Annotated in this window: 15 protein-coding genes and 2 pseudogenes; 4 read left to right on the forward strand and 13 right to left on the reverse strand. The window is 67.9% G+C overall.

Annotated elements, in window-relative coordinates; all coding sequences use genetic code 11:
- Positions 1–8: 8 nt before the first annotated feature.
- From ACFW16_RS04550 to ACFW16_RS04580, 7 genes and pseudogenes are all read right to left on the reverse strand, one after another.
- Positions 9–674: an HAD family hydrolase gene (locus ACFW16_RS04550; RefSeq protein WP_380302295.1), complete on the reverse strand. Its 666-nt coding sequence runs from the start codon at positions 672–674 to the stop codon at positions 9–11.
- Positions 671–1528, reverse strand: coding sequence for a phosphodiesterase (locus ACFW16_RS04555; RefSeq protein WP_380302297.1), 858 nt, complete (start codon positions 1526–1528; stop codon positions 671–673). Before ACFW16_RS04555 ends, ACFW16_RS04550 begins: the two co-directional genes overlap by 4 nt.
- Before the next feature lie 34 nt (positions 1529–1562).
- On the reverse strand, positions 1563–2843 hold the full coding sequence (locus ACFW16_RS04560) for an ABC transporter substrate-binding protein (RefSeq protein WP_380302299.1): 1281 nt from the start codon (positions 2841–2843) through the stop codon (positions 1563–1565).
- A gap of 31 nt (positions 2844–2874) precedes the next feature.
- Positions 2875–3723 (reverse strand): carbohydrate ABC transporter permease, encoded by an 849-nt coding sequence (locus ACFW16_RS04565; RefSeq protein WP_380302301.1) that lies wholly within the window; start codon positions 3721–3723, stop codon positions 2875–2877.
- A complete protein-coding gene (locus ACFW16_RS04570) occupies positions 3720–4643 on the reverse strand; it encodes a carbohydrate ABC transporter permease (protein ID WP_380302303.1) in 924 nt (307 codons plus the stop codon). The genes ACFW16_RS04565 and ACFW16_RS04570 overlap by 4 nt, the downstream gene beginning before the upstream one ends.
- Positions 4640–5311 carry a TOBE domain-containing protein gene (locus ACFW16_RS04575; RefSeq protein ID WP_380302413.1) on the reverse strand — a complete coding sequence of 224 codons (672 nt, stop codon included), beginning with the start codon at positions 5309–5311 and terminating at the stop codon, positions 4640–4642. Before ACFW16_RS04575 ends, ACFW16_RS04570 begins: the two co-directional genes overlap by 4 nt.
- A 45-nt stretch (positions 5312–5356) precedes the next feature.
- A pseudogene (locus ACFW16_RS04580) lies at positions 5357–5749 on the reverse strand (ATP-binding cassette domain-containing protein); the annotation flags it as partial.
- Between the two features lie 371 nt (positions 5750–6120).
- Between ACFW16_RS04580 and ACFW16_RS04585 the strand changes: the two are divergent.
- From ACFW16_RS04585 to ACFW16_RS04600, 4 genes and pseudogenes are all read left to right on the forward strand, one after another.
- On the forward strand, positions 6121–7497 hold the full coding sequence (locus tag ACFW16_RS04585) for an aminotransferase (RefSeq protein WP_380302305.1): 1377 nt from the start codon (positions 6121–6123) through the stop codon (positions 7495–7497).
- 43 nt (positions 7498–7540) lie between these two features.
- Positions 7541–8407, forward strand: a complete 867-nt coding sequence (locus ACFW16_RS04590; RefSeq protein ID WP_380302307.1) for a MurR/RpiR family transcriptional regulator — start codon at positions 7541–7543, stop codon at positions 8405–8407.
- Positions 8408–8677: 270 nt separating this feature from the next.
- A pseudogene (locus tag ACFW16_RS04595) lies at positions 8678–9265 on the forward strand (DegT/DnrJ/EryC1/StrS family aminotransferase); the annotation flags it as partial.
- A 154-nt stretch (positions 9266–9419) separates the two neighbouring features.
- On the forward strand, positions 9420–9599 hold the full coding sequence (locus ACFW16_RS04600; RefSeq protein WP_380302415.1) for a hypothetical protein: 180 nt from the start codon (positions 9420–9422) through the stop codon (positions 9597–9599).
- An 87-nt stretch (positions 9600–9686) separates the two neighbouring features.
- Here the strand turns inward: ACFW16_RS04600 and ACFW16_RS04605 are convergent, their stop codons facing one another.
- The 6 genes from ACFW16_RS04605 to ACFW16_RS04630 are packed head-to-tail and all read right to left on the reverse strand — an operon-like array spanning position 9687 to position 15844.
- Positions 9687–11201 carry an amidase gene (locus ACFW16_RS04605; RefSeq protein ID WP_380302309.1) on the reverse strand — a complete coding sequence of 505 codons (1515 nt, stop codon included), beginning with the start codon at positions 11199–11201 and terminating at the stop codon, positions 9687–9689.
- A 46-nt stretch (positions 11202–11247) separates the two neighbouring features.
- Positions 11248–11946, reverse strand: coding sequence for an ABC transporter ATP-binding protein (locus tag ACFW16_RS04610; RefSeq protein ID WP_380302417.1), 699 nt, complete (start codon positions 11944–11946; stop codon positions 11248–11250).
- The gene (locus tag ACFW16_RS04615) at positions 11946–12674 is read right to left on the reverse strand and encodes an ATP-binding cassette domain-containing protein (protein WP_380302311.1); all 729 of its coding nucleotides are present in this window, start codon (positions 12672–12674) and stop codon (positions 11946–11948) included. Before ACFW16_RS04615 ends, ACFW16_RS04610 begins: the two co-directional genes overlap by 1 nt.
- 1 nt (position 12675) lies before the next feature.
- Positions 12676–13725, reverse strand: a complete 1050-nt coding sequence (locus ACFW16_RS04620; RefSeq protein WP_380302313.1) for a branched-chain amino acid ABC transporter permease — start codon at positions 13723–13725, stop codon at positions 12676–12678.
- The gene (locus ACFW16_RS04625; protein WP_380302315.1) at positions 13722–14588 is read right to left on the reverse strand and encodes a branched-chain amino acid ABC transporter permease; all 867 of its coding nucleotides are present in this window, start codon (positions 14586–14588) and stop codon (positions 13722–13724) included. The genes ACFW16_RS04620 and ACFW16_RS04625 overlap by 4 nt, the downstream gene beginning before the upstream one ends.
- A gap of 14 nt (positions 14589–14602) precedes the next feature.
- Positions 14603–15844: an ABC transporter substrate-binding protein gene (locus tag ACFW16_RS04630; protein WP_380302317.1), complete on the reverse strand. Its 1242-nt coding sequence runs from the start codon at positions 15842–15844 to the stop codon at positions 14603–14605.
- Between the last annotated feature and the right edge of the window lie 8 nt (positions 15845–15852).

The following is a 15852-nucleotide window of genomic DNA, read 5'->3' on the forward strand; positions in this document are numbered from 1 at the left end:
GAGGTGAGCTAGGCCGGGACGAGTATCTCCTGACATTCGCGCCAGCTGCGGGCGATGTGGTGGGCGCCGGCCTTGCGCAGCCGGCCCGGCGTGCCCGCATCGCAATGGCCGCCGCCGGTGAAGCCGATCACGGTCATGCCGGCCGCCCGCGCGGCGGTGACGCCGGCGACGCTGTCCTCGACCACCAGGCAGCGGCCGGGCGCGACGCCGAGGCGGGCGGCGGCGAACAGGAACAGGTCGGGGGCCGGCTTGCCGCACTCGACCTGCGAGGCGCTGAACACATGCGGCGCGAACAGGTCGTACAGCCCGGTTCGCGTCAGAGTCTGGCGCAGGCGATCGGGCGAGCTGCTGGAGGCGACGCAGCGCCGCATCTCCAGCGCCAGCACGGCATGGCGCACATCGGGCAGGGCCGCCAGCTCCTGCTCGAAGGCCGCGGCCAGGCGGGCCGACAGCCGCGCGTCGAAATCCTCCGGCAGCCTCCGCCCGGCCTCGCGTTCCAGCGTCGCCCGCATCCCGGCCTGCGACATGCCGACGAAGCGCCGGCGGACCTCGACGACGCTGAGCGGGAAGCCGGCGGCGGTGAACATCTCGGCATCGACCTCGCAGGCGATCACCTCGCTGTCGATCAGGACGCCGTCGCAGTCGCAGATCAGCAGGTCGAAGCCGGGCCTCATCGCGCCACCGCCAGCACCGGCCGGCGCATCTCGATCACGCCGGACCCGCCGCCCAGCTCGGCCCGCTCCTCGGCCACGACATCCTCCTCGCGGCCCGGCTCGACGCTGTGGACGACGACGTCGCCGTCTTCCAGCAGCAGCACGTCATAGGTCGGCCGGCGGTCGACATAGAGCGCCCGCAGGCCCTGCAGCTCGACGTCGATCGGGTGGCAGGTGCCGCGATTGGCGCTGAAGGACACGCCGCCGCGCTGGCCGGACAGGCCGACATGGCAATGGCCGAAGGCCAGGTGCCGCACCCGTCCGCCGGCACCGCGCAGCAGGGCCATCAGCTCGGCGCCGTTGGCCAGCAGCATGTGGCCGAAATACTCGACGCCGATGGCGAAGGGCGGGTGGTGCAGGAACACCGTCACCGGCCTATCGCCGCTGTCCGCCAGCCGGTCGGCGATCCAGCCCAGCCGGTCGCGGCACAGGATCCCGGCGCCGGGCTGGCCCTCGTCCAATGTGTCGAGGAACATCAGGCACGTGCCGTCGAGATCCAGGACCGACTGGACGTAGCCATGCGGGTCGCACTCCGCCTCCGGGAAGGCGGCCCGGAACGCCGCCCGCCGGTCGTGGTTGCCCAGCAGCAGCCGCACCGGCACCCGAAGCGCGGCCAGGATGCCGCGCAGCCGCTCATAGGAGGCGGCGTCGCCGGCATCGGTCAGGTCGCCGGTGACGACGCAGAGATCGGCATCGGCGTGGCGGTCGTTGATCGAGGCGATGCAGGCCCTGAGCCGGCTCTCCGGCTCGAACCCCACGACGCGCCCGCCGGGCGGGCAGAGATGGAGGTCGGTGAGGTGGATGATTTTGCGCATGGTATCCGCCCGGCGGTGATGGATCGGGGATCGGTCAGTTGGTCAGGATCGTGTCGGTGGCCGCGACCAGCTGGGACAAGCCTTCCTCCGGCGTCACCGAGCCGCGCATGATCGCGGACAGGATCGCCTTCTGCTCGTCCCAGATGCCGACGCTCTTGTTGCCCGGATAGCCGGCCCAGGACCGGGCGATCGGCCACTGCTTCATGCTGGTGGTCCAGTCCGGGTTGCGGGCGTAGTGGTCGCCGAGATATTCGGGTTTGGTGACCTGCAGGTTGGTCGGCATGTAGCCCGAGCCGAGCACGGCGATGGTCTGGCCCTCGGGCCCGGTGGCGAATTTCAGGAACTCCCACGCCGCCTTCTGCTTCGCCGGATCCTTGGTCAGGATCACCGCGGCGTTGCCGCCGGTCGGCAGGCCGCCCTTGGCCTTGTCGGCGATCGGATAGGGCGCGGTGCCGAATTTGAACTTGCCGCCGATCGCGTCGCCCATGCTGCGGACCTCGGCGGTCGAGCCGATGAAGATCCCCAGCTTGCCGGCGGCGAATTGCTGGATCGCCTGGTCCTCGTTCAGGAACGGCATCTCGGTCTCGGCGACGAAACGGCGTGCGAGCTCCACCGCCTTGCGCCCGGCCTCGCCGCCGAACGCCACCTTCCGGGTCTGCGGGTCGATCACCTGGCCGCCGAAATTGTCGACCAGCGCCTGCCACAGCCAGTCGTCGCCCCACTCGTCGACGGCATAGGACATGCCGTCGGCGTCGCTCGACGCCTTGATCTTGCGGGCCAGGTCGATGATGCCGTCCCAGTCGGCCGGGAAGGCGTCGGGATCGGCGCCGGCCTTGGCGATCAGGTCGCGGTTGAAATAGACGATCGGGGTCGAGGCGTTGAACGGCAGGCCCCACTGCTTGCCGTCGACCTGGCCGAGTGCCAGCACGTTCGAGCTGTAGTTCGTGGTGGTCCAGGCGGCGCCTTCGGCTTGCATGAAGCCGTCCAGCGGCACGATCTCGCCGCGCGGCTGCAGCGTGCGCACCAGCTCCGGCAGCGTGTTGTAGGCGGCGTAGTAGACGTCCGGCAGGGTGTCGGTCATCGCCGCGCGCACGACCCGCTGATGCGCGTCGCCATAGCTGGCGGCCGGGGCCTGGAACTCGATCCGGATGTCCGGATGGGCCTTCATGAAGGCCTCGGCGATCGGCTCGTGGAAGCGCTTGTGCGACGGCCAGGCGTGCAGCACCTGCAGCGTCACCTGCTCGGCGGCGGCGGGCGCGGCGAGGGCCGCCCCCAGAACGAGCGCGGCGGAAAGACCGGTCCAGATCCGTTTCATGAGGATGCTTCCCTGTTGTGGACGACCGGTCTCATCGCAGGCCGGTCATGGCGATGCCGCGGATGAACTGGCGCTGCGCGGCGAAGAAGGTGGCGACCAGCGGCGCGGTGACGATCAGCGCGGCGGCCATCAGGGCGCCGTAATTCGCCCCCAGCTCGCCGTCGCGGAAGAACAGGAGGCCGAGCGGCGGGGTCGCCATGTCGGTCGAGGAGACCACGATCATCGGCCAGAACAGGTCGTTCCAATGGGCGGTCGCCGAGAACACGACGAAGGCGGCGATCGCCGGCCGGGCGCTGGGGACGACCAGCCGCAGCAGGATCTCCAGCTGGGTCAGCCCGTCCAGCCGCGCCGCCTCCAGCACCGCGTCGGGATAGCCGCGGAAGTGCTGGCGCAGCAGGAAGATGGCGAAGACCGACAGCAGGAAGGGCAGCATCAGCGCGGCGTAGCTGTCGAGCAGGTGCAGCTTGGCCAAGCCGAGATACAGCGGCAGCATCGGCACCTGGACCGGGATGCACAGCGCCAGCAGGACCAGGCCGAACAGCAGGCGGCGGCCGGGGAAGCGCAGCTTGGCCAGGGCATAGGCGCAGGGGATGGCGACCAGCAGCTGCACCGCGACGATGCCGCCGACCACGACCACCCCGTTCAGCAGCAGCCGCAGCATCGGCACGGACGTCACCGCCTGGCGGATGTTGTCGATCGCCGCCCCGGCGTCGGTCGGCAGACCGAAGGGCTCGGACAGCACATCAGCCGGCGGGCGCAGCGCGGTCAGCGCCATCCAGGCGAAGGGCAGCAGCACCATGGCGGCCGCGGCGATCAGCACCAGATGGCCGAGCAGCGGGCCCAGGGCGCGCCGGGCCGAGGCGAGGGGGAGGGCGCTCATGAGTAGTGGATCCGGCGGTCGGCGATGGCGACCTGCAGCAGCGAGATCGCGACGATGATCGTGAGGAACACGACGGACAGGGCGGCACCCAGGCCGATGTCGAGCTGCTGGTAGGCGGTCTGGTAGATCCGGTACAGCAGCACGTCGGTCGACCCCATCGGGCCGCCGCGGGTCAGCGCCGCCACCGAGTCGAACACCTGGCAGGCGGTGATGCAGGAGGTGACGGTGACGAACAGCGCTGTCGGCGCCAGCAGCGGCCAGGTGATCCGTCCGAACCGTTCGACGCCGCGCAGGCCGTCGAGGGCGGCGGCGTCATACACGTCGCGCGGCAGCGAGGCGAGGCCGGCCAGGAACAGGATGACGTTGAAGCCGATCAGCTGCCAGGCACCGACGGCGGCGAGCGAGAAGATGGCGACCGAAGGGTTGGTCAGGAAGTCTATCCGTGCAAAGCCGAGCTGCTGCAGCCAGCCGTTGATCGGGCCGATGCGGCCATGCAGCAGGAACTGCCAGACGAACGCCATGGCGACGAAGGTGCTGGTGACCGGCAGGAAGAACACGACCTCGTAGACATGGCGCAGCCGGCGCCGCGCCTGGATCAGCAGGGCCAGACCCAGGCCGATGCCGACGGCGGCCGGCACCACCAGCCCGACATAGGTCGCGGTGTTCACCAGGGCTCGGCGGATGGCGGGGTCGCTCCACAGCCGGGCATAGTTGGCGCCGCCGACGAAGCGGGTGTCCGCCTGCCCCAGGCTGTAATCGGTCAGGCTCAGTGCCAGCACCACGGCCAGCGGCACCAGCACGATCGCCACCAGCAGCAGCGTGGCCGGCAGCGCCAGGCACCAGCCCTGCAGCGCCTCCCGCCGCGGCATGCGGCGCTTCGGCATGGTCGCTGTGGCGAGCGGATGCGCCGTGGCCGTCATGACGCCGCCGCCCTTCCGGCCTCGTGGCCGATCATTACAATGGCAGGAACGCGGTCGCCAGCGCCGTCGAAGACCAGTGGAGCCCCCATGGCCATGTGCAGGGCCACCTGCTCCTGTGGTGCCAACGACAGGGCATCGTGCAGCCTTGCCTGGCCGACCCGGACACTTAGGGTCAAGTTCGGTTGTGTGGCCAAAGACAGCTGTATCATGGCTTCATGGCCGAGATGCTCGACATGACGGACAGACCCAACCAGATTGTCCGGCGCTGCCGCATCCTGACCGATCCGCCGGTACTCCAAATGCTCCGGCCGAATTGCGATAACCAAATCGCTGCCGGCGCTGTTCGGAACGCGCAGCGGTTGGAACTGCCCCAGGACAATCAACCGACCGTCGGAGTCGGTCGTCGCTGGCAAAACATTTATCGCCGGTGTGCCAATAAACTTCGCGATATCGAGATGCCGCGGATCACCATAGATCTGAGACGGCGTCCCGATTTGAGCGACCCGGCCGTTCAACATCACGGCGATGCGGTCGGCCATGGTCATCGCTTCGGTCTGGTCGTGGGTGACGTAGAGGAACGACACCCCAAGCCGCCGCTGCAGCTCGACCAGCTCGACCCGCAGCTCGGTCCGCAGCGCCGCGTCCAGGCTCGACAGCGGCTCGTCCATCAGGAAGATCTGCGCCCGCCTTGCAATGGCGCGCCCGAGCGCGACACGCTGCTTCTGACCACCCGACAACTGGCTCGGACGACGGCCCAGCAACGATTCGATCTGCAGCAGCCGGCCGATCTCGGCCACTTCCTGGCGGATCTTGGCCCAGGCTGTGCGCGCGCCCGGCACGAGATGGCGCGTCAACGGCAGCCGGCTAGCCAGTGACAGCCTCCGGACGGCGAGCGGCGTCGCCAAGTTCTCGAAGACGCTCATATGCGGGTACAGCGCGAAGCTCTGGAACACCATGGCGATGTCGCGCTCATGCGGCGGCAGCTTGTGGATAGGACGGCCATCCAACGCAATCGACCCAGCGTCGGGTTGGTCGAAACCGGCGATCAGGCGTAGCAGGGTGGACTTACCGCAGCCCGAAGGCCCGACCAGGGCGACGAACTCGCCCGGCTCCAGCTCGAGATCGACACCCTGCAGGATATCGCCAGCGTCGAAGCGCTTCCTGACGTCGCGTAGCACGAGAGTCCTAGCTGTCATCCAAACCTCCGAAAGGCTGGAGAAAACACTATCGGAGTTTTGCTGCGATTTCATCACAAAAAAATGGAGCGACACTCCAATTGCCGTTTGACACCGTCGGAATCGGGCCGCAATCTGCCTGGTACGACAGTGCTCGATGCAGTTAGAGCAGCACCTACGGCAGGGATCTGCCGGCATCGTTGCACCGATTTCCGGGTGTCATCCTTGGCCGGTCGTAACGGTCAAAAGGAGCGTCCAGGAATGTCTTCCCCGCAATGACCAAGACAGGGACACGCATCACCATGCCCGCCGTGACCAACGCCGTCGCCCGGCGTGACATCGCCTTCCACATCCACTCTCAAACCAATCCGAAGCTGTTCGAGGAGAAAGGGCCGCTCGTCGTGGCGCGTGGGGAGGGGGCCCGCATCTATGACGGCTCCGGCCAAGTCTATATCGACGCCATGGCCGGGCTCTGGTGTGCCTCGCTCGGGTTCGCCAACGAGCGTCTCGCCGCCGCCGCCACAAAGCAATATTCGCAGCTCGGCTTCTACCACACCTTTTTCCACCGAACGTCGGATGCAGTGGCGAGCCTCGCCGAGAAACTGGTGGAGTTGACCGGGATGGTCGGCGGCAAGGCATATTTTGCGACGTCGGGCTCGGAGGCGAACGAGACCATGGTCAAGCTCGCCTGGATCTATCACACGGTCCGCGGCAAGCCTGCCAAGCGCAAGGTGATCGCCCGCGACCGAGCCTTTCACGGTTCCACTATTGCCGCCGCTTCGATGTGCGGCCTTGAGTTTATGCACCGCGAATTCGGGCTGCCGCTACCGGGTTTCCTGCACACCCTCTGCCCCTCGCCCTATCGGGGCATGTTGGCCGGCGAGGACGAGGCCGCCTTCGTCGAGCGCCTGGCGGCAGAACTCGAAGTCATGATCCTGCATGAGGGCCCGGACACCATTGCGGCGTTCATCGCCGAGCCGATCCATGCGGGCGGCGGCATCATTGTGCCGCCCGCTGGCTACTTCGCGCGCATCCGGGCCGTGCTGGCGAAATACGACATCCTGTGCCTCGACGATGAGATCGTCTGCGGCTTCGGGCGGACGGGCAATTGGTTTGGCAAGGAGACGGTCGGCATGAAGCCCGACATGATCGCCCTAGCGAAGGGATTGTCGTCGGCCCATTTCCCGATCTCGGCGGTTGTGGTGGCGCCCGCGATTTACGACGCACTCTATGAATTCAACCGACAGGGCGGCGCTTTCGGCCACGGCTTCACCAATTCCGGACATCCCGTTGGCGTCGCGGTGGCGACAGAGGCTATTCGTATCTACGAGGAGATGGGGGTTGTCGACCACGTCCGCCGCATGGGAGCGCGGCTGCGCTCGCATTTCGAGGAGATCGGCCGGGTCTCGCCGATCGTCGGTGAGGTGCGCGGCGCCGGCCTGATGCTTGGCATCGAACTCGTAGAGGACAAGGCAACGCGCCGCGCATTCCCTCCGGAGCGCCAAGCTGGTCCCACCTTCGATCGCCTGGCTTATGAGAGCGGTCTAATCGCGCGCTGCATGGGCGACGTGCTCGGCTTCTCGCCTCCGCTAATCGTCGACGAACGAGACGTCGATGAGATCGCGGATCGTTGTGCGGCTAGTCTCAAACGTCTAGAGATTTGCCTGTCGGCGGGCTGACACAAGGCTGTAGCCTGACCGACCGGCGTGGCCATCATGAGCGATGAGCCACAGCGACGATGCGGAGACTCACGGCATGCTTGGCGAACGGGGTGATGTGCCAACTATTGAGGCGGAGGCGTATCCAGCGGAGTTACGGCCGCTGGCGTTCATGGAGCGGAACCTCGACAGCTTCCCGCCCGCTCTCGCCCGCGTGACAAAGTATGTACTCGAGAATCCCGAGAAAGTCGTCCAATACACGCTGCGGGAGCTGAGCAATTTCTCGCGCGCCGGAGAGGCGAGCATCGTCCGCCTCTGCCATATCGTGGGAGCTCCAGGCTTTTCGCAGCTCAAGATCGCGGTCGCCCGCGAGCTTGCGCTGCGCGACGCTGCGGCACCTTCGCGCGACGCGGGAGATTGCGACTCTCAGGAACAGCTTGCGCATCATCTCGCCGCGTCAATCATCGATACAAACGCTGCCTTGGATGGGCGCGCGCTCGACGTCGTCGGCCGGACGCTGCAACGCTGCAACCGTATCGATCTGTTCGGTTCGGGCGTGTCCGGCATCATCGCTGAACTGTTCTCCTATCGTCTGCTGCGGGCGGGTCTGAATGCACATTGTATCCGTGATGCGGTACTTGCTCACGAAGTGGCTAACGGGTTGTCTAACGAGACTGCCGCAATAGCGATCTCGGAGTCCGGTGCGACCCGAGAGACCGTCGAGTTCCTTCAAGCTGCGAGGATGGCGGGGGCCTTCACAATCGCCGTCACTTGCCAGGAGCGGAGCGCGCTTGCCACCCATGCGGAGGCTGTGCTGCTGATGGCAAAGCTCAAGCGCCCGGCCTATGGCGGTCACGTGACGCCAGTGGCACGAGCGGTCTTTGTGGCCGAGGCACTGGCAGCTCGCGTTACCCAAGCCAAGCAGAACTGATAAGTGGAGCGACACCATGGATGAACGCAAAACTGGCTCGATTGGTCCATGAAGTTCACTGAATGCGGACTCTGTTCGGTTACGTGCCCTCCCGTCAGAGACAACGTCCAAGTCGTCGAGGGGACATTGTCAACTTAAGCTGTCGGAGCACGAAGGGCCTGATCCGCCTCAGCCTCAGCCGGCCTGCACGATGTCTCGCTAGCCTGCGAAGGCAGCAGTGCGAAACATTCGAATCGTGCAGCGGGAGATCAGAGGGCGCTGGACGTTGAAGTGATCGTATGCGCGATCGACCCGGACGCGGCCGCCCGGGCCCTGCCCGGCGACACCGCCGCGGTGCTGATCACCCATCTGTTCGGCAACCCGGTGCTGGTGCCGGAGCTGCGGGAAGCGATCCGGGCCACCGGCCGGGTCCGGCTGGTCGACGACTGCGCCCAGTCGATCGCGGTCACCGCCAGCCGCGACGGCGAGGCGCCGCTGGACAGCGACGCGCTGGCCCTGTCGGGCAACGGCGCCAAGCATCTCGGCGCCGGCGAGCTCGGCCTGCTCTGCACCACCGATCCAGGGCTGATCGACCATGTCGACCGGGTGTCGCTGACCAGCTCGGCCCGCAACGGCGAGCGCGTGTTCTCGCCGATGACCGCCGGCTACAACTACCGCCCGAACGTGTTCTCGGCCTCGGTCGCGCTCAGCCGGCTGCCGGAGCTGGACGAGCAGCTGGCCCAGCGCCGCCAGAATGCGGCCGTGCTCGGCGATCGCCTGGCCGGGCTGCCCGGGCTGCTGCCGCTGTACGATGCCGGCCGGCCGCGGAATTCCTTCCTCAACTTTCCGATGCGGATCGATCCCGCCCGGCTCGGCCTGCCGCCGGGGCCGGCCGCCCGCGACCTGATCGTCGAGCTGCTGCAGGCCGAGGGCGTGCCGGTCTGGGTCTGGCTGCGCAAGCTGAAGCCCAGGGAGGCGGCGATGCTCGCAAAAGTGCGTCGCAGAGTGGATCCGGCCGTTCGAACCCGACTGGGTGTCAGTCCACGGCTTCCAGTGCCAACGGCCGAAGCGCTTCATGCACGGCCGAGTGATCTTCCTGGGCGACGCCGCCCATGTGGTCTCGCCCTTTGGCGTCCGCGGCGGCAAAGCCCCGCCGGTGCTCCGGCGAGGCTTTGCTCCGGCCGCCGCCGATCAGGCACAGCCGCCACCATGAACGGACCGGCTGATCCAAACGCGCGATTCCGGACGCCGGATCATTCGTCCCGAATCATCCGTCCATTGTCGGTGCCCGCGATCCGGCTCAGAAATTCTTCCAGTCGCCGCTGGCCTCGAAGGCTGCCGCGGCTTGGTAGATGGCCGCCTCGGCATAGTCCCTGCCGACCAGCATCAGCCCGATCGGAAGGCCGCTGCCGAGGCCGCAGGGCAGGGACATCGCCGGGTGGCCGGTCACGTCGAACTGCGAGGTGTTGCCGATCATCTCGAAGGCCCGGGTGACGATCTCGGTGATCGAGGCGCCCGGCTCCGGCAGCGGCGTCGCCTTGATCGGCAGGGTCGGCATCAGCAGCAGATCGTAGTCGGCGAAGGCGGCGTCATAGGCCGCCTTGATCCGGCGCGCCTGGTTCTGCGCCTTGGCGTAGTAGCGGCCGCGGTAGTGGCTGATGAAGTACTGGCCGGTGAGCATCGAGATCTTGAGGCTCTCGGACAGGTCGTCGGCGCGCTCCCGCCACGCCGCATGCGCGTCGATCAGGCCGACATTGTAGAGGCCCTTCCAGTTCATCCCCATGCCGTTGCCCAGCATCATCTGCCACTGCAGGCCCTCCAGCGCGATCGGCGCCCAGATCGAGGCGGCGACGAGATGCTCCGGGATCGAGATCTCGGCGATCTCGGCGCCGAGCGACCGGAACCGCTCGGCCCCGGCCAGCACCTTCTCCTTCACATCCGCTTCCAGATTGGCGCCGGCGAAACCCTCGGCAACGACGGCGATCTTCATCCCCTTCACCCCGCGGTCGAGCTCTGCGGTGTAGGAGGTGACCCTGGGTGCGTATTGCCGCGGGTCCAGCCCGTCGGGGCCGGCCAGCACCTCCAGCAGCAGGGCGTTGTCCGCCACCGTCGCCGTCATCGGCCCGGTGTGGTCGATGGTGGATTCGATCGGCATCACGCCGGTGTAGGGCACCAGCCCGTGCGTCGGCTTCATGCCGTAGATGCCGCAGAAGGACGCGGGCATGCGGATGGAGCCGCCCTGGTCGCCGCCGATCGCCATGTCGACCGCGCCGGCCGCGACCAGCGCGCCGCTGCCGGAGGAGGAGCCGCCGGCCGAGTAGCCGCGCCGGTGCGGGTTGTGCACCGGCGCCGGCTCGGAGGTGTGGCTGCCGCCGGACAGGCAGAAATACTCGCACACCGCTTTGCCCAGGATGGTGGCGCCAGCGTCGAGCATGCGGGTGACGATGGTGGCATCGATGTTCGGGACATAGCCTTCGAGGGTCGAGGCGCCGTTCATCATCGGCACGCCGGCGAGGCAGACATTGTCCTTCAGCGCCACCGTCTTCCCGGCCAGCTTGCCGCCCGCGGCACCCTTCACCTCGCTCTTCCAGTACCAGGCGTTGAGCGGGTTCTCGGCGGGACCGGGCCGGTAGCCCGGCGTGCGGGGATAGGTCACCGCCGGCACCTCGTCCGGCAGCTCATCGACCACGTCGTAGGCGGCGAAGCTGCTGCCCATCAGCGACAGGTATTCCGCCGCCTGGTCGGCGGTCAGGTGCATGCCGAGGCCGGCCGCGATGTCGACCAGCTGCGGAACGGACGGGCGGGTGACGGCCATTGCTGTGCTCCCCTATCGGGCGTGAGTGAAACGGTGATGCGGGTGGCTACGCCATGCCGACGAACTCGGCGACCAGCTCGGGGTCGCGGAACTGCCCAGGGGCCAGGCTGCCGGTGATCCGGCCCTTCTGGATGGTCAGGATCCGCTGCGACAGCGCGGCGATGAAGTCGAGATTCTGCTCGACCAGGATCAGGGTCAGGCCGCGGCGGGCCCGCAGCCCGTCCAGCGTCTCCACGATCTCCTCGATGATCGAGGGCTGGATGCCCTCGGTCGGCTCGTCGAGCAGCAGCAGCTTCGGCCGCATGCACAGGCAGCGCGCCAGGGCCAGCAGCTGCTGCTCGCCGCCGGACAGGGCGCCGCCGCGCCGGTCGAGCAGGCGCTGCAGCCGCGGGAACTCGGTCAGCACCTCGTCGATCACGGTCCGGTCCTCGCGGGCGGCGGCCATGCCCATCCGCAGGTTCTCCATGACCGACAGGTTCGGGAAGATCTCGCGCCCCTGCGGCACGAAGCCCATCCCGGCCTTGGCGCGGTCGGCGGTCGGCGCCCGGGTGATGTCGCTTCCCTCGAAGCTCACCGTCCCGGCCGTGGCGGGCAGGTAGCCCATCAGGGTGCGCATCAGCGTGGTCTTGCCCATGCCGTTGTGGCCGAGGATGCCGACCGACTCCCCGGCCTCGACCGCGAAGCTGACCCCCGCCAGGATCGGGATGCGGCCATAGCCGCCGTGCAGGCCCTGAACCCTCAGCATCACGCCGCGACCTTCTTGCCGAGATAGACGTCGCGCACCCGGCCGTCGCGCAGCACCGCGTCGACCGTGTCCTCCATCAGCACCCGGCCCTGGTGGAACACCGTGACCGTGCGCGCGATCATGCGGATGAACTGCATGTCGTGCTCGACCACCACCAGCGCGCGGGACTGGTTGATCTCGCGGATCAGCTCGGCGGTGCGCAGCACCTCGTCATGGGTCATCCCGGCCGCCGGCTCGTCCAGCAGGATCAGCTCCGGATCTGCCGCGATCACCGTGCCGATCTCGACCCACTGCCGCTGACCGTGCGACAGCTGGCCGACCAGCGTCCCGGCCTGCGCGGTCAGGCGGATCTTCTCCAGCACCTCGTCGACCACGGCGGCCGTGCGCAGCGGCGTGTGGGTGCGCCGGGCGCCGAGCCAGATGTTCTCGCGCACCGACAGCCCGTTGAACACGTTCGGCACCTGGGTCTTGATGCCGACGCCGAGCCGGGCGATCTGGTGCGGGCTGGCGCCGGCGACCGGCCGGCCGCGGAACATGATCGTGCCGGCGCTGGGGGCCAGCTGGCCGGTCAGCATCTTGAAGAAGGTGCTCTTGCCCGCGCCGTTCGGCCCGATCAGGCAGCGCAGCTCGGCCTCGCGCAGGGTGAAGTCGACCTCGCTGACCGCGGTCACGCCGCCGAAGCGCATGGTCAGGGCCCTGGTCTCGAGCAGGGGGACCGGCGTCGCCATGTCACTCGGCCTCCTTCAGCGCGCCGAGGCTGTCGGCGGCCCGGCCGGCGCGCCGGCGGAGCAGGGCGACCAGCCGGCCGCAGAGATCCTGCACCGTCGGCACCAGCCCGCGGCGCAGCAGCAGCACGAAGGCGATCAGGATGACGCCGAGCACCAGGTTGGCGTTGAACGCCTGCTGCGTGCCGATCTGTGCCACCAGGTACTGGATCAGGACGCAGCCGATCACCGGCCCGATCAGGGTGCCCAGGCCGCCGACCGTGACCCAGATGATGATCTCGGCCGACAGGGCGAGGCTGAAGATCGTCGGGCTGACGAAGGCGCCCCAATTGGCATAGAGGCAGCCGGCCAGCCCGGCGATGCCGCCGCCCACGACGAACACCGCGAGCTTGGTCAGACGCGGGTCGTAGCCCAGCAGGGCGGCGCGGGTCTCGTTCTCGCGGATCGCCACCGCCACCCGGCCGAAGCGGCTGGCCAGCAGCAGCCGCAGCAGGACGTAGACCAGGATCAGGGCGCCGCCGGTGACGAACCACAGCTCCTCCGGGTCGAGGAGATAGTCCGGGTTGCCCGGCGCGTTCAGGCCGGGGATCGACGGCATGCCGTTGAAGCCGCCCAGCGCCGCCGTGCCGATGCGGTACTCGTCGCCGGCGGTGGAGTTGATCAGGTTGAACAGGATCAGCGTCACCGTCAGCGTGATGACGCCGAGATAGACGTCGCTGATCCGGCCGTAGAACATGAAGTAGCCGAGCACCAGGGCGAACCCCGCCGGCACCAGCACCGCCAGGACCACGGCGCCGGTGCTGTCGCCGAAATTGATCGCGGCGACGGCATAGGCATAGGCGCCGAGGCCGAAGAAGGCGGTCTGGCCGAAGGACAGGATCCCGCCATAGCCCCAGATGAAGCCGAGGCTGAGGGCCAGGATGCCCATCGCCGCGAACAGCGTGTACTGCATCAGGTCGAAGATCTCGACTTGCTGCGGCATCACCACGACGGCGGCGATCGCCGCGGCCAGCGCCGCCGCCTGCGCCAGTTTGGCGAGAGGATGCGAGGTCATAGGCTGCGCCCGAAGAAGCGGCCGGAGATGCCCTGGGGCAGCACCCGGATCAGGATGATGGCCGAGACGAACAGGGTCACCTCGCCGAACACCGGCGTGGTCAGATAGGCCGCCATCTGGTTGATGAAGCCGAACAGCCCGGCGGCCGAGGCGGTGCCGGCCAGGATCGCCGAGCCGCCGCCGACCACGGTGATGAAGGCCTTGGCGACATAGGCCGCCCCCATTGTCGGCACCACGCCGGAGACCGGCGCCAGGAGGCCGCCGGCCAGGCCGGTGATGGCGGCGCCGACGGCGAAGGTGGCCATGTAGACCCGGTTCGGGCTGACGCCGAGGGCGGCCGCCATATTCGGGTTCTGCATCGTCGCCCGCGCGATCAGCCCGAGCCGGGTGTAGCGCAGCACCGCCCAGACCGCGGCCAGCAGCAGCGCCGCCATCGCCACCAGGAACAGGGTGTACAGGCTGGAGCGATAGGCGCCGATCGAGAAGCCGCCGAGCGGCGTCGGCACGCCCTGGATGGTGTTGCCGTAGATCGTCGTCACCAGCCCGACGATGAACAGGCTGAGGCCCCAGGTGGCGAGCATGGTGTCGACCAGTCTTCCGTACAGGAAGCGGATCAGGCAGCGCTCCACCACCAGGCTGACCGCGCCGACGAACAGCGGCGCCACCACCAGCATCGCCACCCAGACGTTCACCCCGGCATTGGTCGAGACCACGGTGGCATAGGCGCCGAGCATCAGGAACTCGCCATGGGCCAGGTTGATGATGCGCATCATCCCGAAGATGACGGCCAGGCCGGTGCACAGCAGGATCAGGGACGCGACGCCGTTCAGGACGTCGAGCGCGAGTATGGCGGCGAGCTCCATCGACCCGGCCCCGCTCAGACCTTGATCACGTATTGCTGGTTGTCGGTCGGCTTCTCGATCAGGTTGCAGACCGCCGCGGTGTCGGCGGGCGGCTGCTGCTCAAAGGTCTCGACCACCGAGAAGTGCCGGTCCTTGACGCTGCCGAGATAGGCGTTGCGCGTGGCGTGATGGGTGGCGTGGTCGAGCACGACCTTGCCGGTCGGCCCGTCGAAGCTGATGCCGGTCTCCAGCGCCTCGATCACCTTCATGCGGTCGAGCGAGCCGGCCTTCTTCACCCCTTCGAGCCACAAATAGAAGCCCTCATAGGTCGCGGCGGCGATCTCGGAGATATAGGGGATGTCGGCGCCGAACTTGTCCTTCAGCTTCTTGACATAAGTGGCGCTGGCCGGGGTCGTCAGCTCCTCGAAATAGCCGTAGGCGGCGAGCACGCCGTCGCTCTCCTGCGCGTCCAGCGTGGTCTGCTCGTTGACCAGGCCGAAGGTGGTCGAGGCGATCGGGATCTCCTTCTTCATCCCGGCCGAGGCCCATTGCCGGTAGAAGGCGGTGTGGTTGCCGCCGACCAGGGCCGACAGGATGATGTCCGGCTTGGCCGCCTGGATCTTGCTGATCGTCGGGCCGAAATTGGTCACGTCCAGCGGGAAGAAGTCGGTCGACAGGACCTCGCCGCCATTGTCCTGGACGTATTTGGTCATCCACTTGGCGGTGATCTGGCCGTAATTGTAGTCGGCGGCGATGATGTAGGCCTTCTTGCCCCAGCTCTTCATCGCCGAAGGGACCAGCTTCTCCACCGTCTGGGCCGGGGTGGTGCCGGTGCAGAAGATGTTGCGGTCGCAGACGCCGCCCTCGTACAGCGTGTTGTAGAAGTACAGCACCTTGAACCGGTCGAAGATCGGCCGGATCGCCTCGCGCGAGGCCGAGGTGATGCCGCCATGCACGATCGCGACCTTGTCCTTGAGCGCGAGCTGCTGGGCGTACTGGCTGTACATCTGGATCGTCGACTGGGTGTCGTAATGCACCAGCTTCAGCGGCCGGCCCAAGAGGCCGCCGGCGGCGTTCGCCTCCTCGATCGCGAGCTGCAGGCTGGCGACCATCGGCACGCCGGTGGCCGCGATCGGGCCGGACTGGTCGTGCAGGCTGCCGACCAGGATCGGGTCGTCGGCGCCGAGGGCGCCGTGCCGCAGGATCGCCGGGCCGGCCAGGAGGCCGGCCGCCGACAGGGCCGTGGTTTTCAGAACGTCACGCCGCGAGATCCGCATGAGCCGCC

The sequence above is a fragment of the Inquilinus sp. NPDC058860 genome, from assembly GCF_042743185.1.
Lineage (GTDB): Bacteria > Pseudomonadota > Alphaproteobacteria > DSM-16000 > Inquilinaceae > Inquilinus.

Coding starts and splice junctions, on each gene's coding strand:
- ACFW16_RS04570 (WP_380302303.1), bottom strand. CDS start 4,643: ATGACGGCCACGGCGCATCCGCTCGCCACAGCGACCATGCCGAAGCGC.
- ACFW16_RS04615 (WP_380302311.1), bottom strand. CDS start 12,674: ATGGCGACGCCGGTCCCCCTGCTCGAGACCAGGGCCCTGACCATGCGC.
- ACFW16_RS04605 (WP_380302309.1), bottom strand. CDS start 11,201: ATGGCCGTCACCCGCCCGTCCGTTCCGCAGCTGGTCGACATCGCGGCC.
- ACFW16_RS04575 (WP_380302413.1), bottom strand. CDS start 5,311: ATGGACGAGCCGCTGTCGAGCCTGGACGCGGCGCTGCGGACCGAGCTG.
- ACFW16_RS04560 (WP_380302299.1), bottom strand. CDS start 2,843: ATGAAACGGATCTGGACCGGTCTTTCCGCCGCGCTCGTTCTGGGGGCG.
- ACFW16_RS04550 (WP_380302295.1), bottom strand. CDS start 674: ATGAGGCCCGGCTTCGACCTGCTGATCTGCGACTGCGACGGCGTCCTG.
- ACFW16_RS04555 (WP_380302297.1), bottom strand. CDS start 1,528: ATGCGCAAAATCATCCACCTCACCGACCTCCATCTCTGCCCGCCCGGC.
- ACFW16_RS04565 (WP_380302301.1), bottom strand. CDS start 3,723: ATGAGCGCCCTCCCCCTCGCCTCGGCCCGGCGCGCCCTGGGCCCGCTG.
- ACFW16_RS04610 (WP_380302417.1), bottom strand. CDS start 11,946: ATGCTGAGGGTTCAGGGCCTGCACGGCGGCTATGGCCGCATCCCGATC.
- ACFW16_RS04585 (WP_380302305.1), top strand. CDS start 6,121: ATGCCCGCCGTGACCAACGCCGTCGCCCGGCGTGACATCGCCTTCCAC.
- ACFW16_RS04590 (WP_380302307.1), top strand. CDS start 7,541: ATGAGCCACAGCGACGATGCGGAGACTCACGGCATGCTTGGCGAACGG.
- ACFW16_RS04620 (WP_380302313.1), bottom strand. CDS start 13,725: ATGACCTCGCATCCTCTCGCCAAACTGGCGCAGGCGGCGGCGCTGGCC.
- ACFW16_RS04630 (WP_380302317.1), bottom strand. CDS start 15,844: ATGCGGATCTCGCGGCGTGACGTTCTGAAAACCACGGCCCTGTCGGCG.
- ACFW16_RS04625 (WP_380302315.1), bottom strand. CDS start 14,588: ATGGAGCTCGCCGCCATACTCGCGCTCGACGTCCTGAACGGCGTCGCG.